This window comes from Hubeiibacter jixunmingi, from assembly GCF_041928215.1.
Lineage (GTDB): Bacteria > Pseudomonadota > Gammaproteobacteria > Pseudomonadales > Moraxellaceae > Acinetobacter.
In genome coordinates this window covers 1-24,068 of sequence record NZ_JBHFHK010000013.1, presented here as the reverse complement: position 1 = coordinate 24,068, position 24,068 = coordinate 1, and the positions used below count along the sequence as shown (strand labels likewise).

The window sequence follows — 24,068 nt, the reverse complement described above, 5'->3', positions numbered from 1 at the left end:
ATGTTAAAAAAGGTGATAATCATAACATTTTTTTAGGCTTTTTTCGATGTATAATGATTGAAATGATAAACCAACAACCCAAATAACAAGCCCCAAAATGCACTTCCCACGCCCCACAAGGTCATTCCTGATGCGGTAATCAATAAGGTCATCAATGATGCTTCACGGGTAATTTCATCATGCCATGTTGCCACGATATTAGATTGTAAAGTGCTAAAAATCGCAATCCCCGCAAATGCCAATAATAATTCCATCGGCAAAGCGGTAAATAATGCCACCACCATACCACCAAAACACGCCATCAAGAAATAAAAACCTGCCAAAATCACTGTGGCAAGATAGCGTTTATTGGCATCAGGATCAACGGATTTTTCCATACAAATCGCTGCTGAAATGGCTGCCAAATTGATGGTAAATACCCCAAGCGGTGCCCCAAAAATTGTGGTCAAAGCACTGCCATTCACCAAAGTCGTGGTTGGCGGTTGATAGCCATAGGATTTGAGTACCGCCATACCAGGTACGTTTTGTGTAGCTAAGGTAGCGATAAATAAGGGAATCCCCACACTAATCATACTGGCAAAATGCCATTCTGGTGTCACCCAAACAATACTTGGATTGACCCAATGTAATTGCTGTAAAGAAAATAAATCCAGCCAAACCGCCATCAACACGCTAACACAAAGCATAAATAAAATGCTAAATTTAGGCACAAAAAGCTTGCTGATAAAATAGGCAAACAACATAGACAAAACTAAAAGTAATTGTTGTTGCATGGCATGGAATACCCCAATCCCAAAATTCAACAATACCCCTGCCAACATCGCCGATGCCAAGGTACTTGGTACCATTTTTACCAAACGGCTAAACAAGCCCAAACTACTGACCAATAGCATCAATAACGATGCAAACATAAATGCTGAAATCGCCTGCGGTAGTGACACACCCGTCACCCCAACCATCAAGGCTGCCCCCGGTGTACACCATGCATACATGATTGGCATTTTGTAGCGTAAACTAGCAACTAAAGTCAGCACACCACAACAAATCGCCATGATGGTAAACCATGAATTGATTTGCACTGGCGTTGCACCAAATGCCACTGCCGCTTTATAGAGAATCACCGCACTACTGCCATAAGCCACCAAAATCGTGGCTAAAGCCGCAGAAAAATGCGATCCACTAAATTTGACTGGTGTTTGCATATACTATTCTATCCTTTTGTTTTCCCTAAAAAATCAGCGAACCAAACTATCTAAAAATATCTTTAGTCATCGGTTATTCAGCAAAACCAAATGACAAAAAATTAAGCCCAGCAAAACCACTACATCAAGCCACAAACCATGCTTTGCCAAATTGGTAGGTAAAATACAATCCCACCAATAACAATTCGATGGCAAAATATTTTTTCAAGCGTGCCGCAGAAATGGCATGAGCAATCTTTACCCCGAGTTTTGCGGTGATAAAACTGGCAATACTAATCCCCAAAAAGGCATAGACATGTATATAACCGATGGTGTGTGCTACATCAATATTTTGCCTTGAGCCAAACCACAAATAACCAATCGCCCCCATCAAAGCAATCGGTACACCGCACGCTGAGGAAGTGGCTACTGCATTCTGCATGACAATCCCACAACGATTGAGATAAGGTACGATAATGCTACCACCAGCAATCCCGAAAATAGAGGATGCCATACCAATCAAACCACCAACAATACGATGCTGTAATACCGATATCTGTGGCTTTTCGTCTTGATTTTGACTATTGGCTTTGGCACCGACAAACATTTTATATGCTGTCCAACACGCAAATAAACCAATCAAGAGTTGCATATAATGACTAGGTAACATATCAGCAATCCATGCCCCAAGCAAAGAACCGATCATCATGGTCGGTACTAGATAGCTCACCAAATTCCACAAAATCGCTTTTTTCTTATGTTGTGCCAAGGCAGAACTTAATGAAGAGACAATGATGCTTGCCATTGCAGTGCCGACAGCCAAATGCATAATGACTTCATAAGGAATACCGAAATAGCGAAAAGCCACGTATAGGCAGGGAATGATAACCAAACCACCACCAATACCAAATAAGCCCGCCACAAAACCTGATACGCTACCGATCAGTAAATATATAAGAATATCCATGTTATTTGCCTGAATTACAAAAGATTATGATAAAGATAAATGAGAAAATAGAATAAAAATTATAACAGAAAGCAATAGTGAAAGCACAGAACACACTGAAAATAACCAATATAAAAGGGCAATATGGTATTGCACCATATTGCCCCCGTTTTTAACACAAAGTACTGATTAGAACTTCGTTGTTAAGCTCGCACTTACACGAGATGCACTTGTGTTTTTACCACCAGTGTATTCGTAGTTCACACCAATTTGGCTATTTGGTGTAAATTTATAAGCAGAACCTACAGACGCAGACCACTTGCTCTTGCCAGTGTTCCAGTTGTCATAAGCATCTAACTTAGTGTCAAGCTTGCTTTTTAGACGAGTTTCAAGTTTAGCATCTTGGTTTAAAGATTGAGAAACTTTCATACCACCGTAAACGTCCCAGTTTGGCGCAACTTGATAATTTACATCAGCACCAACACCTACTTGAGTGTCGCTTGCAGTCAATTTATCAATTACGTTTACGCCGTCATCAAAGCCAGCCTTAGCACTGTAAGTTTGATGGCTAACAAAACCAAATGGTTTTACGCTCAATTGAGGGTGAACCATGAAAGTTTGATCTACGTGTGCACCAACACCAAATACGCGACCGCTGAAGTCACCTTTATTTGTGTTACCGCCAGTACGAGTACTCTTCGTTGAAGCTGTACCTGCTTTTAACCAACCAGCAATGTTCGCATCGCCAATTGCTTTTGATACACCAGCAGTTACACCAACCAATGTACTTTCAGTTTTGTTGCTTACGCCATAAACTGTATCGTTTACGTCAGCTTTAGCAGCATCTAACTGTGCAGCAACGCTGATGTCAGAGTCTAACTTGCTACCTAAACCTACAGTAAGGTTGTTTGTTGAACGGCTGCTGTCAGCATGGTTCAATTTGTAGTCGTATGCTTGATGCGTTACGCCACCCCAAACAACAGGTGCACTTACATTTGCCAATTGACGCGCGAAAGAAGTGGTTTGTTTTGCACTTTCTTCAAGGTTATTTGCAGCAGTGTTTGCATAGATTGTTGGGTCAAATTTAAACAACTCTTGGTTTGCAACAACAGTATCTAATGTATAGTTTGCACTGCTGTCAGCCATGTTTCCGAAACTTGCAAACACATCATTTGCTAATTTCTTCTCTTCGCTGCTCAACGCAGTTGTTGTTTGCTTCTTATCCAAGTCGTTTAAGACGCGGTCTAAGTTGCTTGCAACACGGCTACCACTGTCATTCAAGCTTACAGTACGTGCAACTGCACCAGCTGATTTACGACGTGCTGTGACTTGTACATCGCTATTCGTTCTTGAAGTACCTACAGTACGGCCATTGCTATCAACTTCAGGTGTATATTCAACATTAACCACTTCAAACAATGGGTTAGAAGAACCATAACGTTCAAAGCGATTTTCGATACCACCTTTCGCACGTAATACTGTGCTACGGCTACCTTGTGCACTGATGATACCATCACGCGTTTCACCCGTAAGGTTCAAAGTACCGCCAAGTTTCGCTTTACCGTTGACTGCAAGTAAGTTACCAAACTGTACTTTAAGACCAGCATCTTGGTTATTTTGTGGAACATTTACCACATAATCACCATTAACGCTTAGGTTACCTTCGTTATTTACCCAACCACCAGTTTGCGTAATGCTACCAACAGTACCAGTACCTGTTAACTCACCACCTTTTACAACGAAGCGAGATGGACCGTTTTTACCATTGATTTCCATGGTACCACGGTTAACGATTGAGTCACCAGTATAGCTGTTGTTACCAACGAATACTAATTTACCTTCACCTTCTTTGGTAAAGCCTTTCTCACCTTTTAGGTTGTTATAGAATACAGATACTGGCGTACCTTTAGTATCTAAAACAACGTCATCCCAGTAGAAACCGCCATAACCTTTACTTGCTGATTCTGGATCTAATAGACCCCAACCACTTTCCCAAGTAATGTTTTTACCGTTGTGATTTTCAACTACGCGACGTGCTTGCCAATCCATTTCACCTGGGATATAGATATTGCCTTCGTTGTCACGATATGTTGGACCGTAATAACCACGTGGCACACTTGCTACACGCATCAAGCCTTTGTATCGTGGAGATTCAGCTGCGATTTCAGAGAAATCTTTCGCTGTACCCAAGATAGTTTGGCTGATGTTTTCGTTCTTCATCCAAGGATAAGCAGCTTGTACCAATACCGCAGTACCTGATACACGTGCAGTTGCTGGTGATGTACCTTGGTAAGTTTTCAAACTACCGTTGTTTGCATAGTTTTGTGTAGTTGATGTTGCAGATACACACCATGTTGCAGTACGACCACATAAGTTTGCACCACTAAAGTCTTCACGAGGTGAAGATACAGTGATAAAACCTTTTTTGAAGTTCGGGTTTAATAATGGCGCTAAGTTTTCATCATATGCGTCATTTTTGCTTTCGTTACCAGTTGCTTTTAAGATCAAAGCATCACGATTCAAGATAAGATCGTGGATAACAGGCAAAGTGATTTGTGCATTTGACAATGAATAACTGTTAGTTCTTGATGAAACAGCACCAGTGTTACGATCGTAATCTAACTGTTGTGCTTCACGATACCAACCATCAGTATTGTTTGAACCCCAAGAGTTGTTAAAGATTTTAACACCATTGGTTTCGTTCAACTTACGCATCATCAAGAACTGGTTACCACCGTTTGAACCACGGTCGATACTGTCACTTGCGTAGATACGCGCATTGGTCATACCGTTGTTACCAGCGATAACAGCAGCCATTTGAGTACCATGGTCACCACTTGCGATAGTGGTTGGCGTCTCAACGATACCTGCATCGTTATTTGGTAAATAACAGTCGTTACGGCCTAATGAAACACACTTAATTTGTGTGCCATTTACGTTAGCGCCGATCATGTCACGGTTGTTGCGATCAACACCAGTATCGATTACACCAACTTTTGATTGACGTGTATCGATTGTGTTTTTCAAGGTTGCTAAACGGTCAGCATAACCTTGTTCACTTGTACCGAAGAATTTTTCAGTAAGGTTAGTGTTGTTCACACTATCCATTACGCTATAACCAGTACGCGTGTTTGCACTACTTGGGCGTTGTTGGTTATATGCAACTAAGCTAGGATCTACGCGACGATCATAGTTAGGTGCAGTAACTTGGCTTACCGGTGCAACATAGTTTGCATTTGTTACTGGTGCAACTGGTGCTGGCGCAACAGGAGTTGGCTTAGGTGCAACTGGCACTACTGGAGCTGGCGTAGGCGCAACTGGTGCTGGCGCTACTGGCGCAACAGGAGTTGGCTTAGGTGCAACTGGTGCTGGTGCTACAGGAGTTGGTTTTGGTGCAACTGGTGCTGGTGCTACAGGAGTTGGTTTTGGTGCAACTGGTGCTGGCGCAACAGGTGCAGGTCTATTAGGTGCTCTATATCCGCCACCAATTCTGTCTGGGCGGTTACGATAATCATTGAAATAGTACGAATACCAGCGGTTGAAGCTACCAGTATAAGTATAACGAGTCGTTGTCGTTGTTGCTGCTGCTTGTGTATTATTTGCAGTATAGCCTTCGTCCGCAGTGTTTGCGTAGCTATGTGCACTTACCACCAACAAACATGCGACAGCCACTGGGCTTAAAGCAAACCTTTTTTGGCTAAGTAGTTGTTGCGACATGATAGTACCTTTATCATATTAGATCATTATTCTAATGCTTTAAACTAAAAAATATTTGCAATTAGAATATGACCCCAGTCATTGTCAAAGTATGAAAATAATCATACCCACATACCATATTGTTTGGAAGATCCTATTATTGAACGATACCAAATTAAAATGTGATTTTAATCTATCAACTAAATTAAATTAAGAAATAAATTTCTTAACAATTCACACATTGATATCAAAACAACAGAAACAATATGGCCCATTCCAAACCGGCTCGGAATCGCGCTATTCTAGACAAAAACTATGCAAACATCTAGCATTACGAATGGCGAAATTTGTCACTTTTTAACCATACATGCAAAAATTAATCGATTTTCAGTTTTTTTTTGTAAAATGCGATACAATTCACATTTAATCTACATTCTTAGCACAAAAAACAATCTTGTCGTCAAAAAATCATTGGCAAAAAATTACACAATTTTTTTCTTATTGTAAATTTGAATTACATTTAAATCATAAATACATTTTAAATTACAATCATCTTTGAAATTTAGAAAGTTATTCATCGTTTTTTAGTGACAAATTTTGTCATTATTTGTATCATTTTTTTAAACATAATTGTCTATTTATTATATTATTTTTTTACCTATACTAAATATAAAATATCTACTCAGTGATTTTAATTTTTTTAAAAAGTGATATTATAATCAATATCATTTTATAGCCAAATCTCATGCATTCCCAAACTAGTCAAATCGCTTGCCTACAATCTACGCTCTTTGCTAAAAATATAGATCTGATTGCACAAGCTCAGTTATATCAATCTTTTCTTAGATATCAAGAAAGATATATTAATAATTCACCTTTTCCAGATAAAATAATATATTTAACATCTACCCAATCTACTAATAATGATGCATTATCCCTATCAAAAGATCAGGACATCAGTGCTGCCATAATCGTCAGTCATCAACAGTCGCACGGGCGTGGACAACAGCATCGGACATGGCACTCCGAACAAGGCAATCTATTTTTGAGTATCTTACTGCCTTTAGAATGTCGCTTGGACGGACGCTTTGCTTTAGAATGTGGTTTACAATTATTCGATATGCCCAGTCTAGAAAGATTAAAACACCAAAAGCATATTCAATTGAAGTGGGCAAACGACCTATATAGCCCGCTAGGCAAATGGGGAGGAATGTTGATTGAGCCTTTGGCATTTAATCAGCAGTTGGGCACTCAACCTATCATTATTGGTATTGGAATGAATCGTTTTGCCATCCAACACCATCAGGATATTCAACAAAGTGTGACCAGCTTAGCTGAGCTAGGTCTATCTATAAACAACTTGAATGATTTTATTGTAGAAATCTATCAGGCAATTATGCTCGCCAAGATCAACTTTGAACAAGACAGTCCTAACTTAGCACAGCGATTCAATAAAATTGCCGCATTTTTGGGTGAGCAGGTTCAAGTACAGCGACAAACACAGCATATCGTTGGTCAGTTTTTAGGTATTGATGACACGGGTGCAATGCGTATAAAAACCAGCGAACAGGACGTCATACGTTGTTATGATGGGCGATTGAGCTTGGTAAATGATTAATTTTTTGGTTTAATGGTAGGCTGTTTTTGTTTTAATTTGCTGTTTGAAGATTTTTATTTTTTATTACTCAGGTCTATGCTATGCCAGAATATATTTCCCTTGCCCAACAAGCCATCGTACAACAGTCGGTTTGTCAACTTTGGCTTGATTTGGGTAATACACGATTGAAATATTGGCTCACAAACAGCAATGATGAGCTCATAGAGTATATTGCAGAGTTACATCTCCAATCACCTGTAGATCTACTACTTGGCTTGATGAAGCATTTTCAAGCTTTCAATATTCATAGCATCGGTATCTCATCCGTATTAGATCCAAAAACCAATCAGCGTATAGAACAATTACTCAGCATCTTAAATACACCGATTTATTTTGCTCAAGTGCATGCACAATATGCCAATCTCATTACAGGCTACGACAACCCAAAACAGCTAGGGATTGACCGTTGGTTGCAAGTACTCGCGATGACACGACTACCTAAAAAATATTGTATTGTTGGTTGTGGTACAGCTCTTACCATCGATCTACTTGATCACAATCAACATCTTGGAGGATATATTTTACCAAGTTTATATTTACAGCGTGATGCACTCACACAAGGTACAAAAGGTATCAAAATCCCAGCACAAGCTTTTGATAATCTAAACACTGGTCGCAATACAAGTGACGCAGTACACCATGGCATCTTATTGAATTTGCTTGGTGCAATTCAATACGTCATGCAAGCACATCAAGATTATCAGTTGATTTTGACAGGAGGAGATGCAAAAGTATTTTTACCATTTTTACAACAATATCAACCGAAGATCATCCCAGATTTGTTATTACAAGGATTAAAGCACTATGTAGGACAGCAAATACAATGCGATTAGGGCAGAATAGTTCTAATATAATTTGCTTTTTTTATAAACTATTGCATAATACATCACAGTAACAACAACGGATAGAAACTGATTTAAAGGTATCGTATGTTAAAAATAACTCGCAAAACACTGGTATTGACTTTGGCGTTAGGTTTATCAAGTTTGGCTATGGCAGCACCAGCTGAAGTGGCTGTCAATCAAAAAATCGCTGGCAGTGAAGTGTATAAAAATCAAGCCATTGTCGCTTATTTTGATGAAGCAGGTGAACTGGAGCAACAACCAAGTGAGACAGGTTACTATCGTTTATTGCTTGGACGCAATTCGCAAGGGCATTATTTGATACAAGATTTTTTTGTGAAAAGTCAGCAAAAACAAATGGAGCCCATTTGGTCATTTTCAGCGGAAGGATTGCTTGAGTTTGGTAGCGATCATGTGCATGGTGAGCTAAAAAATTACTACAATAATGGACAAGTCAAATCAACTCAGCGTTATAATCGTGGCAAGGCAGTTGGTGAAGGACAGCAGTTTTATCCAACAGGCGAATTGATGATGCGAATCACAAATAAAGGTTCAACAGAACAGCATCGTTACTACTATCGTAATGGCAAACCTGCTGCAGAAGTCAATTACAAAAATAATGAAGTTACATCTTATAAGGCATGGGACGAACAAGGTCAAAAAACTGACGACATAGATACGATCGTTAACGATATCGAAAAAAGTATGCAAGGCTATTCTTAATCTGATATCACTACAACAAGTTGTAGTGCGAAAACCCTGATGAATAAACTGTTTAACTTTGTCTTGTTCATTAATAACACAAGGAATTTATGATGCGAAATTTATTTTTATCTCACAACCGCCATCACTTGGCAAAAATCATTTTAGCTTTAGGCTTAAGCGTTACTGCTTTTTCTACTACACAAGTTTTTGCCAATACTACAGCAACAGCAAGCACGACAGATTTAAGCCAATACAAAACCAGTACAACGCAACCTATTTTGTACTACTTTGATGCAGATGGTGAAGTCTCAAACAAACTGAGCGAAGACGGTTATTATCGCGTGCTTTTGGGACGTAATTTTGCAGGACATTATTTGGTACAAGATATGTATGCCAATCATACCAAGCAAACTGACCCTATGTGGTTTTCAAGTTTTGAAGGTCTGAGTAATTTTAACAATTTAGGTTCGCACGGTGCTGTTGTTGTGTATTACAAAGATGGTACTGTGTCACGTCGTGCTACTTATGAAAATAGTGAGCTGATCGGGCAATCTTTTACCTACTATCCATCAGGAAAATTAGCCATTATTCAAAAAGCCAAGCATTATGATTATTTCTATGAAAATGGCAAACGTGCTGTCAGCTATGATCTTGACAGTGATGATGAGCAAATAAATGTCAAAGGCTGGCATGAAGATGGTACGACCATCGACGATGAAGATGAAAGTAAAGGTGTAGCCAGCGAAATTAACGGTATACTTTATTGATTATGTAGATGATAGTTTATTGCCTCATTTTCGTCTAGATTTCATCATAATTATAAAAAAATCATACAATCCCAGACTAGCTGCTGCTTAAGTTTTAGCATAAGCTAGCTGGGTCTTTTTTCTCTGTCTTTTTTAGGTATATTGTGCAATGAAAAGTGCAATGCGTTCGGTATTTTTGCTCTCTAGCCTGACTATATTATTAGCAGGTTGTGATCGCAATGTGTTTAGTGAAGAGAGCAACGAACTCAGTGTCAAACAAGTCAGTCAGATTATGCCTGCACGTAAAGACAAAGAGGCTTGGGCAAGTGATATGATCAATATCAGCAAACAGTTTAAAATCCCTGTTAATGCTGAAAATATGTGTACCATCATTGCTATCATTGACCAAGAATCTAACTTTAATGCCAGTCCTGCAGTATCAGGTCTAGGACAAACTGCGGTCAAAGAAATCAAAAAACAACTTGATGAAAAACTGGGTAGCACCATGGGTGGCTATTTTGAAAATATGCTCAACACCAAGCCCACTCCTGAAAATAGTTATCTCAAACAAATCAGCCGTGTCAAAACTGAACAAGAACTTGACATGGTTTATCGAGAAATGTTTGATTATTATACCAAGACTTATAAGGTGAATTTATTGACCAACATCACCAAATTGGTCGGGCAAGATATTGCTGAAAATTTCAATCCAGTCAGTACTTTAGGGTCAATGCAAGTACATATCGATTACGCCAAAGCCCATAAGCGTAACATGATGAATGTCAATCAATTGCGTGATGACCTTTATACACGCAATGGCGGTTTATATTATGGCATTCATCGTCTAATGCTCTATCAAGCAAAATATGATAAGCCTTTATACCGTTTTGCCGATTATAATGCAGGCATGTATTCGAGTCGAAATGCATCATTTCAGCAGATGTTATCGCAGTTAACTGGGGTAAAATTAGACCTTGATGGTGATTTATTGCTTTATGATAAAGGCGGTGATCCATTGGTACAAAAAAGCACTACTGAAGATGTTTTGATGAGCTATTTTTCACAAGATACTAATGCACCAAATCCGATTGCCATCCGCCGTGATCTCAAAACGGAAAAAACGCAAGACTTTGAAAATACTGCAACATATCAATATATACGGCTAAAATATGAGGCAAAATTCAAAAAAAATGCACCTTATGCCATCATGCCACAAGTCGCAATTACAGGTCCGAAAGTATCTAGAGATCTAAAGACCAATTGGTATGCAGAAAATGTCAATAAGCGTTATACCACTTGCATGAGCCGTGCTAAACGTCTGTAATTGATAAGCTTCTCTAAAACGGTGCTTGTAGCGATAATTGACCCTTTTCTAATTGATAAACGGTATCGCATAAAGCATCAATCACTACCCTATCATGGCTAATTACCAATAAACTCAACTGTTCGGTTTGTTGTAAATGTCTAAGTAGTTGAATAATTTCTGATTGATGATGCCGATCCAATGCCGAGGTCGGTTCGTCTAGAATCAACAATTTTGGCTTGAGAATCAATACTCTTGCCAAAGCTACACGTTGCCTTTGCCCACCTGAAAGCTGATGTGGGTAACGATGCTGTAAATCTAAACTTAAGCCCACTTGCTCAAGATGATGCTGTAATAGTTGTTCCAAATCTTGCCCACTCTCTCGATTTGGCTGATGGTAAATATAAGCATCCAAAATCAGCTCTGCGATAGTATGGCGTGGATTTAAACTGGCATAAGGATCTTGAAAAACCAATTGTATCTGTGAGCGTAAAACGCGTAATTGCTTTTGGCTTAACTGATTTAAATCAATATGCTTTTCTTTATCCAAATAAAATAAAATTTCACCTTGACTATCTATCAACCGCATTAATGCCAAAGCTAAACTACTTTTACCTGATGCACTTGCACCGATAATACCTACTGCTTGACCTTGACAAATAACCAAACTTGCTTGATTAAGAATAGAATAAAAATGATTTTTTTGCCAAAACCAAGTTTTATGTTTTGGATATTGGATATTTAATTTTTTGATTTCTAAAATCAGATGACCATTAGATTTTGAATTAAAAATCGGCTTTCCAAAATCAATATCCAGTAGATGTTGCGTATATTGATGCTTTGGTTGGTAAAATATATTTTCACAAGAGCCATATTCAACAACACTACCCTGCTGCATCACTAAAACATCATCAGCATAATCACGTACCAAATTCAAATCATGACTGATTAATATCATTGCCATCTGATATTTATCTTGTAGTTTTTTTAATAAATTTAAGATATTCATTTGTAATTGAGTGTCCAATGCAGTGGTTGGTTCATCAGCAATCAATATTTTTGGACGATTAGCAATTGCCATCGCAATCATTACTCTTTGTCTTTGTCCACCTGAAAGATGATGCGGATAAGATGTTAATAAATGCTGAATATCTGCAATATTATCTTGCGTTGAACATAATTCTACATCTTGTAATAAGATTAATAATTCGGATTGGTATTGGTGTCTGGGTAAATGATTTTTTTTAAATATTTCTATAATCGCTTGTTGCACAGATTGCACAGGATTTAATGCCGTCATTGGCTCTTGAAATATCATCGCAATTGATTCACCACGAATACAATAATACTCACCATCTGACAATGCCAATAAATCCATCTCTTGAGGTTGATGATGGGCAACAGAATCTATATTCTCCGCTATATTATGCGGATAAAAAATCATTTCACCTGACACTTTAAAATATTTGTCTAATAATCTTATCAGTGCCAAAGCCAATACTGATTTACCCGAGCCACTCTCTCCAACAATAGCCAAACACTTTTTTCGATATAATTCAAACTCAATATCTTTTAAAATCTGTCTATCAGCATAGTGAATATTTAAATGTTTTACGCTAAGTATTTTATCATTCATTATTTATACTCCCCATGATGATGTTGAGTTTTATATTGGTGTGGATCTAAAGCATCACGGCAAGCTTCACCCAAATAAATCAATAAAGTTAAAATCAATAATAAGGTCAAACATGATGACCATACTAACCATGGTGCATCCAAATGATTACGTGCTTGTTGCAGTAACTCCCCTAATGATGCCGAACCAACAGGTAAACCATAGCCTAGAAAATCTAAAGCGGTGATTGCAGTAATCTGTGCTGTAAATAAAAATGGTAGCTGGGACAAGGTCGAGCTTAATGCATTGGGTAAAATATGTGAGAATAAAATCTTTGTATTTGAGAAACCCAAAACTTGAGCCGAGCGAATATAATCATATTTTCGAATTCTTAATACTTCTGTACGTACTAAATTTGCTACAATCATCCAATTAAAACTGAGCATAATCAAAAAGAATATCCAAAGACTCGGGCGGAATAAACTGACTATAATCATAATAATAAATAAATATGGCAAACCTAACCATATCTCAATCAATCGCTGACCGATTAAATCCAACCAACCTGCAAAATAACCCTGTAATGCACCAATAACAATACCGATTATGGTAGATAATATTGTCAAAGTCACTGCAAAAAATAATGATAATCGCACGCCATATAAAAGCCGAGCTAATACATCTCGCCCTTGATTATCTGTACCCAATAAATTTTGCGAGCTTGGTGGCGATGGCACAGGTTGATTGAGCTGCAAATTAGCAGTATTTTCAGCATATTGTAATGGTGGAAATATCATCCAACCCTGCTTTAAAATATTGTGCTGAATCACGGGATCTTGATAATTGGTTATAGTAGGAAACACACCATTAAATGTGGTTTCTGGGTAATTTTTGATGATTGGGAAATAATAACTATGCTGATATTTCAAAATAATTGGTTTATCATTTGCAATCACTGGTGCTAAGATACTCAATAAACAGATCAAAGCAAATAATGCTGCACATAATATCGCCAATCGATTTTCTTTAAAATTCATCCAAAATCTTTTTATTCTTGATTGTGGCTTGATATGAATATTATTATACATATTTATACGTCCTATGCCCTTACATCGAAATCAATACGCGGGTCAATCAGATGATATAAAATATCACCACATAACTTTAAAGCCAATCCCAGTAAAGTATAAATATATAATGTTGCAAAAATGACTGGATAATCACGCTGTACAATCGCTTCAAAGCCTAATAAACCCAAACCTTGAATATTAAATACAATCTCTACAAATACGTTTCCTGCAAACAACAATGCCAATAAAGTTTCTGGTAAAGTGGCAATAATTAATAATATCGCATTTCGAAATATGTGTTTATATAAAACTTGTTGTTCAGTCAATCCTTTTGCTAATGCAACTTTGACATATAACTTTGAAAATTCCTGTAAAAAAGCATATTTTGTCAAATAGGTTAAACTGGCAAAACTTGTGAGTACGATTGCAAATACTGGCAAAACCAAATGCCATAATATATCTTTTGCTTTACCTAATAGTGTTAATTCAGAAAAACTCTCCGACATCATGCCTTGTAATGGAAACCATTGCCAATGTTGTCCACTGGCAAATAAAATCAGTAACAATAATGCAATCACAAAACTTGGAATCGCATATAACATTGCCAATAATAATGATGAAAATTGATCACGTTTTGTTTGATGATATTTGGCTTTGTAAATACCTAGTGGTATGGCAATACTATATATAAAAATTAAACTCAAAAAACCTAGTGCAAAACTAATCGGTAAACGCTGTAAAATGAGCTCTTTTACTGATTTACCTAAAAAAAAGCTTTCTCCAAAATTAAAGCTAAAATAATTTTTTAACATCATATAAAAACGTTGTGATAAACTTTGATCAAAGCCATAATATTGTTTTAATTTATCTAGTGTTTCGACTGGTATTCCTTGTGAGATTGCACTATTTTTTGGTAAAGATTGATTGACTTGATAATCTACACCATATTGATTTTGAAATAAAGCAATACGTTGCATTGCTTGCTCTATTGGCCCACCTGGTGCAAGCTGAATAATTAAAAAATTTAAACCCAAAATCAATACCAAGGTAGGTATAATAAATAATAGCCTTTTTACGATATAATTTTGCATCATATTATCTCATTAAAAGACCATTATCATTTTGCTTCTGATTAATTTGTTTTGCTTTATCAGCATTATACCACCAATAATCAAAACTTAAGCTTAGCTTTGGTGCAACTGCTGGATAATCAAATTTATCCCAATATGCATACCATGTATTTGGATTACCATAAGTCAAAATTTGATAATAACCCGAACGCAATAACCGATCTAATGCTTTGGTAGTGGTAATCACATCATTACGATCTTTGGCTTGGATTAAACGCTGTACAACTAAATCAACTTCTGGTGACCGAATTCCAGCATAATTATAATTACCTGCTTGTAATGCAGAGGCTGTTGTCCAAAAGCGTGATTGTTCACTACTTGGATTTAAACTTTGTGGCAAAATATTATTGATTAAGTCATAGTCATAATTCTTTTTACGCTCATTATATTGTGCAGTATCTACTTTTCGAATAAGCAATGTAATGCCCAAACGTTTTAGATTGCGTGCGTAAGCCATGATTTCACGTTGTAAATTATCATCGTCAATTAAAAATTCAAGCTGAATAGGTTGCCCTGATTTATCTAATAATTGCTCCTGTGAGTTATATTGATAGCCTGCATTTTTGAGTAAGAAATATGCCACCATTAAATGATAGCGATGAAAACCACTGCCATCAGAAATAGGATATCTCCATGGCAATAAAATTGCACGACGTTGTAGGCCTTCAAGTCGAGGAAATAATGGCTTTAAAATAGCTAATTCTTCATCACTTGGTGTACCTGTGGCTGCCAATTCACTACCATCAAAATAACTTTGTAAACGTTGATATTGTCCATAAAACAAAGTCTTATTTTGCCATTCAAAATCGTAGGCGTAGCTTAACGCTTGACGAAAATAAATATCATCCAAAGGTGTTCGGCGTGTATTGAAAATATAGCTTTGTGTCGCAATCGGATAATGTCGGGTAAAGCTCAGTTTTTTAATATGATGATTTTGCATTAAAGGAAAATCATAAGCCGTTGCCCAACGTCTGGCAATATTTTCTTGCTGAACATCAAAATCATTGACTTTAAAAGCTTCAAAGGCAATCGTATCATCTCGAAAATAAAAATATTTAATTTTATCAAAATTATAAGCCCCCCGATTTTGCATCAGATCTTTTGCCCAATAATTTGGATTACGCACGTATTCAATACTGCGACCCGCATTAACTTGACCGAGCATATATGCACCACTACCGATTGGTGCAATCAGGCTAGATTGAGTAAATGGAATATGATTTTTTTCTCGATTGATTAAGTCTTTTTTAGAAAAAATAGAAATACCAGCTACAATTTTTGGCATATCTAAGTTTTTATCAGTTTTAAAATCAAAACGTACACGACTTTTATCTAAAGCAGTGATTTTTTCAATATCAGCAAAATATAATTTTAATCCCATCGCACCATCTTTCAGATAAGTGTGAAAAGTATATACGACATCTTCCGCCGTTACAGGACTGCCATCACTAAATTTTGCCTTCGGGTTAAGATAAAATACTGCAAATTTAGGTTGCTTCGGATCGTAGCTGATTTTCTCTGCCAGCAAAGGGTACATTACACCTGATTCATCACGAGAGCCTTGCATCAGACTATCGTAAAGATGCTGGACACCTTCGCCCGCACTACCCTGACCATTCATACTGTTGAGATTATCAAAGCCACCAAGTACCGAAAAACGAATCTCTCCCCCTTTGGGTGCAGTAGGATTGGCATAGGGTAAACTTGTCTGATTGAGATAAAGTGGCTGTTGATTCAGTGCAATATAGTGATAATCTTGAACTTCAGCAAATAAACTGGTCTGAATAAAAACAGTTAAAAATAAGATAATATATTGGGAATTTTTTAACATACATATTACCTTTTATTTTTAAAATTGGAGAGAATAAGTTTCAAGATAATTAATCCATACAAAATTATTGATTAGAAATGATAAAAAGGGTTTGCGAACAAACCCTTTTCGATTGTAGCATATAGACCGCTTATTTGCTCGGTACAGTAATTGTACGACCACGTTGTAGGTTACTGTCTGGTTTTAAGCCATTCATTTCAGCAAGTTGAGCAACACTAATGCCAAATTGGCGTGCAACACGAATCATATTATCGCCTGATTTTACAGTATAGCTTTGCGTTAGTTTAGGCACACGGATAGTCTGTCCTACACGCAGACCCGTGTTGGCTTTGAGATTATTTAAGTCTGCCAATTGGCTAACAGAAATCTTATAACGTGATGACAAACTGTTGAGTGACTCACCTGCTTTTACAGTGTAGCTTTCTGTTGCACCACGATAGCGTGATGCGGTGCTGGTGCTAGTGTCACTGGCTCTTGCATCAGCTTCAGCTCTGTTGTTACGTGTCGTAGCTGTTGGTGGTGGTGGTGTAGATGCATTTGCACGGTTACTTGGAATTGCCACTACAGGCACTTTTAGGCTTTGACCACGTTGCAGACGTGCAGTAGTGCTTATCTTATTCAAACTTGCCAAAGTCTGTACTGATAAATCAAACTTTCTTGCCAAACTTTGCAATGTTTCTCCCGACTGTACTTTATAGTCAGTTAAACGTTCATAGCCTGTCAAGGTTGTTTTGGTCTTGGTTTCGCGTGCATTGGCTGTAACCAGTTGCTTTGGCACGTTGATTCTTTGACCTGCATTAAGACGAGTATTTGCATTAATGCTTGGTGTTAATGCTGCTAACTCCGCTGTAGACATACTGAAACGATTGGCAATCGCTTGCAAAGTTTCACCGCGTTTTACAGTATAGCTATCTGTTGGTGTACGTGTCGCTGGAGCGTTATTTGTTGCAGGAGCAGCTGGTCGCTTAGGCTCTACCAAAGTAAGCGTTTGACCACGTTGTACACGGCCATTGCTGATGTCGTTCCACTCTGCCAATTTTGCCATACTGATATTGGCTTGTTGTGCAATTGAGCTTAATGTGTCACCGGCTTTGACCACATAGCGATCGCCACGTATCGGGGCTGGATTGACAGGTGATTTGGCATTATATACATACAAACGAGTGCCTGCCATCAAGTTGCCATTGATACTGATTTGGTTCCAACGTGCCAAGTCTTGCATATTGACACCAAAGCGTGTCGCCAAGATAGATAGTGTATCACCAGCTTGTACAGTATACACATCTCGTTTACCTTGAGGCACAGCAACAAAGACATCATTTTTACTTTCTGCTACAGCTTTTTTGTTCTGTGCAGTTGTAGGTGCACTTGCTTGTCTTGCGGTAGCACTTTCTTCTTTTACGATAGATTCTGCCACCGCTTTTGGATAAGCATAAGTGATTTGTTTCTCGCCACCTTCTAGCAAATCATCCATCATATTTTGTGTTTGGATAGTGCTGATATCTACTGGTCTCACCTTGGTCGCCAAAGGATCTTCGATTACAGTTGCATTATTCGCAACGACTGGACGACTAGGATTGACTACGCTCACTGGTGGCGTATTCACAGCAGGTGTAGTTACTGTTGCAATGGATGTTGTAACAGTAGATGGTACAGTAGGTAGATTATTTTGTACAACTGTAGGAGTATAGGCAGGTAAGCTTGCTTGTCCAGTCCACATTCCGCCTGTGCCAGATACTGTACGCATCTTCGCAATCTTTTTATCAACAGACAGTGCAACATCGTTTGGAATGAGTACACGTGGCGGCGCCAATGGATCAGTATAATTACCACGATGTGCAGGGTTTAGAGCATATAATTCACTACGCTCTAGACCAGTCAAACCTGCCAACTCATCAAGGTCAATCGCACCAGGTACAGTCACTTCACGGAAATGCTGACGGTTTGCAATCGGTGGTAAAGTCACACCGAACATATTTGGATTTTTAACAATTTGTGCAACTGCCAAGAAACGTGGTACATAGTTCATCGTTTCTGTTGGTAAACGTAATGACCAATAATCTGTTGGTAAACCTGCTGCGGCATTGCGGTTAATCGCTTGTTGAATACGACCAGGACCAGCATTATATGCAGCCAATGCCAATTCCCAAGAACCAAATTGATTATATAAAGAAGTCAAAAACTCATATGCCGCACGTGTTGATTCCACCACGTCACGACGCCCATCGTACATATCACTTTGACGTAAGCCGTAAATACGTCCAGTACTCGGGATAAATTGCCATAGACCTGCTGCTGCCGCACCACTGGTTGCTGCTGGGTCGTACGAGCTTTCAATAACAGGTAACAATGCTAATTCGGTTGGAATACCACGACGCTCAGCTTCACGTACAGTATAAAACAAGTAACGGCTGGCACGCGCACTCAAGCGGTCAATATACGGCTGACGACTGATAAACCAACTACGCTGTGCACTAATACGTGAATTGGTATTGTCTAAATCCATTTTAAAACCAACGGTCATCCGTTTCCATACATCACCGTGGCGTAAAATCTGTAAGCGATCATTCTCTACCGCACGCATATCTGTAGCGTACAATAAACTCTCTAATCCATCAAAGCTATCGGCATCAAGTAGCTCAGCATCAATATCTACATCTGTGTTAGCAGTAGTGGTTTGTGCTACAGGGACGCGTTTCGTCTGTGCTTTATTCGCTGTACTTGGTGTCGAGCTACAACCCACCAATAAACCCATAGATGCTAAAGATGCAGTCAAAAATGTAAAGCGTAATGTTTTAGCTGTGTTTGAGTTTGGTGCAAATGAATTATTTGATCGCATAAAGAATCCAAATTTTTCGCAATAATTGGCGGTATTTTAAAACAGTTATCACCAAATACAAACATCTTTTTTATTGAACACAGGATATGGATTGTTAAGCAATGCACATAATTTACACAAATTTTAGTATTGTGTATAACTTTATTAACTTAACCCAAATCGCTAACTATCAGTAAAATAAAATAAAAAATATCAAGAAATAAAGACAAATCATAAGAGCGACAGTTTAGAAATAATGATTGCAAACCACTTCATTGATCTGCATTTTGTTACATAAAGATCTGTCAAACTTGTTTATAGATAGCCGATTTTTCAAAAAAGTAATACAATATCGGCATTATCTTGCTAAAAATTTGAGAGAAAGATGGCTAAACAGCTTATTTTATATACTGATGGCGCTTGTCGTGGTAATCCTGGCGTTGGCGGTTGGGGGGTCTCAATCTGCGATCATACAGAGCAAGAAATCAATCATTTATGTGGTGGTGAAAAATTAACTACAAATAATCGTATGGAGCTGACCGCAGCCATCAAAGGAATATCTGCCTGCGAAAAAGACATCGAACTACTTGTTTATACCGACTCCAATTATGTCAAGCGTGGTATCACAGAATGGATCGATGGTTGGAAGAAAAAAAACTGGAAAGACGTCAAAAATCCAGATTTATGGCAAGCACTAGATCATGCCTGTCAGGGTCGAAAAATCAGTTGGCATTGGATCAAAGGGCATGCTGGACATGTTGGTAATGAGCGTGCTGATGCTTTAGCCAATCAAGGTGCAGATCAAATTGAAAATTCTCATATTGCATCACCTACACCAACTCGTGTTGAAGTAAAAACTTCGTTGCAAGATCAGGATGACTGGCTGCTCAACGATCCCTTTGGCTTGGATGAAAATGTTGAAAATGTTGAAAATGTTGAAAATGTTGAAAATGTTGAAAATGTTGAAAATGTTGAAAATGTTGAAAATGTCAGCTTAAATCAACACATCACAGATGACAATCAAGACGCCACTGAAGTCACAGAAAAAGCAAAAAAAACACGTAAGAAAACCAAAGCCAAAAATACTGTACTCAGCCCAGAAGAAGTGCAATCGCACATCCATATTACGCCTGCAACGCAGCAGTTACAGGGTGAACGTCTGTTGATACTGGATACAGAAACCACAGGTTTTTATTATAATCAGGACGATCGCATCATTGAAGTGGGTGCGATAGAAATGATTAATCGTAAACTGACTGGTAGCTCTATTCATATTTATATCAATCCACTTAAAGAAGTGGGAGAATCCGCAAATATTCACGGTATTAGTGATGAATTTTTGGCAGATAAGCCGACTTTTGAGCAGATTGCACAAGTTTTGCAGGATTATCTTAAAGGTGCTGAAATTGTGGCACACAATGCCAGCTTTGATATGAACTTCTTGGATGCTGAGTTTGACCGTGTAGGTATGCCAAAACTATCTAGTTTGTGTCGTGTGACCGATACTTTGGCGATGGCAAAGCAAAAACATGCAGGACAAAAAAACTCCTTAGATGCATTGGTAAAACGCTATGAAATCGTACAACGAGATCGTACTTTCCACGGTGCATTACTGGATGCAGAGATTTTAGCAGATGTCTATTTGGCGATGACAGGTGGTCAAGTTAGTTTGGATATCGACCAATTTCAGCAAAATCACCAAAGACAAAATCAGCAACAGCAGCGCAATACGCCGCAGTCGATTAAAAGAAGCAAAATCGTTTTACCGAATCAAGCGGAATTAGCGGCACATCAAGCATGGTTGGATACATTTGCGAAGAAGCAAGGCAAAGCCAGTCTTTTTGCTAAATATTTATCCGATGAAAATGACTTGCCAAGCTAAATCAAAAGCGATAATTCTGTATTTTTTGTGATACAATTTACTTTATCTTAAACCTAGATAATGCTATTGTATAGCGAACGTGTAACTTAAGTTAGTGGCTATCCACTCATTTGCAACAATCAATAAAGGAAAGGTCTTTACCTATGTCTCAATCCAAAACTCATTTTGATTCGACATCATTACTTATTGTCAAACCAGAAATAGAAAATATCATTAAAAATGTCGAAAATGCAGTCACTAGTCTGGTAGAAGACGGTTCTATGCCTTTTGGTATTGATGACGCATTGGTTACTTTAGAACAAGCCGCTGACGTTTTTCGTTTGATCGAACAAAACTACCTTGGTAAGTTAACAGAATTAACTGCCAAAGTGATGCATAAAGTCATTGATGATTCTCAACAAAACACTTTAAAAGAAAGTGACGTTGCAGCGATGAGTGAAGCAACCATTATCATCAAACGTTATGTGAATTTCTTGGCAGTTGGTGAAACCACAGCACCACAATTTTTAGTACCAGCGATGAATCGTCTAGAGATGGCTTTGGGCTTACCATTGAGCCGTGAAGGTGAATTTTTAGCACCTCACCTAGAAGCGATGTTGCCTAGTATTCAACATCCACAAATTGAGAATTTGCCTGAATCACAATATGTCAGCCGTCTATATCGCCTTAGTTTATTAAATATCTTAAAAAACAAAGATACAGAATTAGATTTCCAAGCGATTGCTTTATGTGCAAAATATGCTACAAAAAAATCAGAAGGTTTGAGCAATCATCCTTACTGGAGCTTTGCATGTTTAGCACTTGAAAATCTTGACAATATTATCCTGACTGAACCACGTTTACGCGTTTTGACCAACTTCGAACGTCAATTAAGTAGCTTCCTTCAAAACCCTAAGCTTTTCTCTGCAACATCAAAAGACTATGCAGATGTGCTAGGTCTTTGCTTGAGCCAAGATGACGATGTAGCATTGGCGATTCGTAAGCAATTACCAATCAATGATGAAATTTTGAGTGATGGTCAAATCGAAGTGTTAAGCCGTCAGTTGTTTGGTCCAGACTTGAATACGGTTCAGACTGTAGTTTCTCTGCTCAGCGAATATCTTCAAGAAATCCAACACAAACTTGAACTGTCTCAATCAGGCTTATCGGACGAAGAGCGTCAAGCTATTTTAGAACGCCTTGAAGAAACAGCACGTGTCTTGGATGTCATCAATCTCAATGATGCTGCAAAAGAACTGTATACTCAAGCACAAAAAATCAAAGATAATGAGCTTGATTTTTCAAATGCAAAACATGCTAATGAAATGATCAACTCTCTGTTGTTTGCAACCAACTCTTTGCAAATTCTTGAACGTAATTACACACCTAACCGCTTGAAGTCAAATTTCCATAACACCAAAATCACTTTGGCGAAAGTGGAAGAAGCACAAAACGTCTTGGCTAATGAGGCACGTATCAGCCTTCAACAAGTCAATGACAACGTAGTTCGATATGCTCAAACACAAGAAATCGAAGATTTGTACCCAGTACCAGAATTATTGCAAAGCGTTTCAGGTGCATTGTTGTTTATGGAAGCAAGAAAGTTATCTAGCCATATCCAACAAATCGCCGATACTTTGGAGAGCAAAGTCATCGAACCAAAACAAAGCTTGAATGCAGAGCAACTGGCTTTACTTGCCAATGCAATCGTGACAGCTGATGTATACTTTGAACAAGTCCAAGCTCAACAGCCACAAATTGAACGTACTGTGCGTCTAGGTCAAGAAAGCTTAGTCAAATTTGAAAAGAGCCTTGTATCTTAATCGCAAACGTCTTTGAAAAAAATGTCCCAAAGTGATTCTGCTTGGGGCATTTTTTTGGCTTTATTTATCAGCAAATCTTCAAAAACATATAAAATTGCCTATTTACAGTCATTTTTAGCTAAATTATCATCGATATGCCCAAATTTACAGCAGCTTTGATAATTTATATCAATAAAAAAGATTGGTTGTTTGCAGATTTTTCCTTAAAATAGCACTTTGAATCCCGCTTAAATTGGATAACGATTGCCATGACTTTTGTTGTTACTGAAAATTGTATTAAATGTAAATATCAAGACTGTGTTGAAGTCTGTCCTGTAGACTGCTTCTACGAAGGTCCAAACTTTTTGGTCATCAGCCCAGACGAATGCATCGACTGTGCTTTGTGTGAGCCTGAATGTCCAGCCAATGCGATTTTTTCAGAAGATGAATTACCAGAAGGTCAAGAAGTCTTTATTGAACTGAATGCTGAATTGGCACAGATTTGGCCAAACATCACGCAAATTGGTGACCAACCTGCTGACCGCGAAGAATGGAATGGCAAATCTGATAAGCTACAATATTTAGAGCGTTAATTTATTTTTGTAGCATCGTATAGCAAAAGCCAAAGTTTAAGCTTTGGCTTTTTTACTGCTTTGCTAAAGTCAAATGAGTCTTTATAATTTGTTGATGAATAGAACAATCTTAAACACAAGGATTTTAGATGCCTCATTCTTTTATCATTGCAGCCAAACCAAGGTCTTTAGCCCTACTAGTGATGGGTTGCTTGCTATAGCAAAAGAAATTAATAAATGGCACAAATCCACATAAAATAGAAGAACAGGGTATCAATACAATCTAAACGCCA

General features: G+C 38.0%; 15 protein-coding genes and 1 pseudogene. 8 read left to right on the top strand and 8 right to left on the bottom strand.

The genetic code is table 11. The annotated features are described in order from the left end of the window. Positions 1 to 32: 32 nt before the first annotated feature. The 3 genes from ACEYX7_RS03450 to ACEYX7_RS03440 all read right to left on the bottom strand — a co-directional run bounded on the left by ACEYX7_RS03450 (position 33) and on the right by ACEYX7_RS03440 (position 5,844). Entirely contained in the window at positions 33 to 1,202 is a 1,170-nt protein-coding gene (locus ACEYX7_RS03450) for a benzoate/H(+) symporter BenE family transporter (protein WP_374803355.1), read from the bottom strand. A 124-nt stretch (positions 1,203 to 1,326) separates the two neighbouring features. Continuing rightward, positions 1,327 to 2,148, bottom strand: coding sequence for a sulfite exporter TauE/SafE family protein (locus ACEYX7_RS03445; RefSeq protein ID WP_374803357.1), 822 nt, complete (start codon positions 2,146 to 2,148; stop codon positions 1,327 to 1,329). Between the two features lie 168 nt (positions 2,149 to 2,316). Then, positions 2,317 to 5,844 carry a S8 family serine peptidase gene (locus ACEYX7_RS03440; RefSeq protein ID WP_374900207.1) on the bottom strand — a complete coding sequence of 1,176 codons (3,528 nt, stop codon included), beginning with the start codon at positions 5,842 to 5,844 and terminating at the stop codon, positions 2,317 to 2,319. Between the two features lie 724 nt (positions 5,845 to 6,568). Between ACEYX7_RS03440 and ACEYX7_RS03435 the strand changes: the two genes are divergently transcribed. The 5 genes from ACEYX7_RS03435 to ACEYX7_RS03415 all read left to right on the top strand — a co-directional run bounded on the left by ACEYX7_RS03435 (position 6,569) and on the right by ACEYX7_RS03415 (position 11,097). Then, positions 6,569 to 7,441: a biotin--[acetyl-CoA-carboxylase] ligase gene (locus ACEYX7_RS03435; protein ID WP_374804787.1), complete on the top strand. Its 873-nt coding sequence runs from the start codon at positions 6,569 to 6,571 to the stop codon at positions 7,439 to 7,441. Positions 7,442 to 7,521: 80 nt separating this feature from the next. Continuing rightward, the gene (locus tag ACEYX7_RS03430) at positions 7,522 to 8,313 is read left to right on the top strand and encodes a type III pantothenate kinase (protein WP_374804788.1); all 792 of its coding nucleotides are present in this window, start codon (positions 7,522 to 7,524) and stop codon (positions 8,311 to 8,313) included. Between the two features lie 96 nt (positions 8,314 to 8,409). Further along, the gene (locus ACEYX7_RS03425) at positions 8,410 to 9,045 is read left to right on the top strand and encodes a toxin-antitoxin system YwqK family antitoxin (protein ID WP_374804789.1); all 636 of its coding nucleotides are present in this window, start codon (positions 8,410 to 8,412) and stop codon (positions 9,043 to 9,045) included. 92 nt (positions 9,046 to 9,137) lie between these two features. Then, a complete protein-coding gene (locus tag ACEYX7_RS03420; RefSeq protein WP_374804790.1) occupies positions 9,138 to 9,794 on the top strand; it encodes a toxin-antitoxin system YwqK family antitoxin in 657 nt (218 codons plus the stop codon). A gap of 148 nt (positions 9,795 to 9,942) precedes the next feature. Continuing rightward, complete coding sequence (locus tag ACEYX7_RS03415) at positions 9,943 to 11,097, top strand: DUF1615 family protein (protein ID WP_374900205.1); 1,155 nt, start codon at positions 9,943 to 9,945, stop codon at positions 11,095 to 11,097. Positions 11,098 to 11,110: 13 nt separating this feature from the next. On the opposite strand, the gene ACEYX7_RS03410 is transcribed toward ACEYX7_RS03415, so the two are convergent. From ACEYX7_RS03410 to ACEYX7_RS10945, 5 genes and pseudogenes are all read right to left on the bottom strand, one after another. Next, the gene (locus ACEYX7_RS03410) at positions 11,111 to 12,712 is read right to left on the bottom strand and encodes an ATP-binding cassette domain-containing protein (RefSeq protein WP_374900203.1); all 1,602 of its coding nucleotides are present in this window, start codon (positions 12,710 to 12,712) and stop codon (positions 11,111 to 11,113) included. Next, positions 12,712 to 13,779 (bottom strand): ABC transporter permease, encoded by a 1,068-nt coding sequence (locus tag ACEYX7_RS03405; protein ID WP_374804793.1) that lies wholly within the window; start codon positions 13,777 to 13,779, stop codon positions 12,712 to 12,714. The genes ACEYX7_RS03410 and ACEYX7_RS03405 overlap by 1 nt, the downstream gene beginning before the upstream one ends. An 11-nt stretch (positions 13,780 to 13,790) precedes the next feature. After that, a complete protein-coding gene (locus ACEYX7_RS03400) occupies positions 13,791 to 14,852 on the bottom strand; it encodes an ABC transporter permease subunit (RefSeq protein WP_374806870.1) in 1,062 nt (353 codons plus the stop codon). Between the two features lie 4 nt (positions 14,853 to 14,856). Further along, the gene (locus ACEYX7_RS03395; RefSeq protein ID WP_374804795.1) at positions 14,857 to 16,722 is read right to left on the bottom strand and encodes an extracellular solute-binding protein; all 1,866 of its coding nucleotides are present in this window, start codon (positions 16,720 to 16,722) and stop codon (positions 14,857 to 14,859) included. Between the two features lie 1,776 nt (positions 16,723 to 18,498). Then, a pseudogene (locus ACEYX7_RS10945) lies at positions 18,499 to 19,561 on the bottom strand (transglycosylase SLT domain-containing protein); the annotation flags it as partial. A gap of 364 nt (positions 19,562 to 19,925) precedes the next feature. Between ACEYX7_RS10945 and dnaQ the strand changes: the two are divergent. The 3 genes from dnaQ to fdxA all read left to right on the top strand — a co-directional run bounded on the left by dnaQ (position 19,926) and on the right by fdxA (position 23,796). Beyond that, positions 19,926 to 21,422 (top strand): DNA polymerase III subunit epsilon, encoded by a 1,497-nt coding sequence (gene dnaQ / locus ACEYX7_RS03385; protein ID WP_374804797.1) that lies wholly within the window; start codon positions 19,926 to 19,928, stop codon positions 21,420 to 21,422. A 143-nt stretch (positions 21,423 to 21,565) separates the two neighbouring features. Then, positions 21,566 to 23,224, top strand: a complete 1,659-nt coding sequence (locus tag ACEYX7_RS03380; protein WP_374804798.1) for a hypothetical protein — start codon at positions 21,566 to 21,568, stop codon at positions 23,222 to 23,224. 248 nt (positions 23,225 to 23,472) lie between these two features. Beyond that, the gene (gene fdxA, locus ACEYX7_RS03375; protein WP_374804799.1) at positions 23,473 to 23,796 is read left to right on the top strand and encodes a ferredoxin FdxA; all 324 of its coding nucleotides are present in this window, start codon (positions 23,473 to 23,475) and stop codon (positions 23,794 to 23,796) included. Positions 23,797 to 24,068 lie beyond the last annotated feature (272 nt).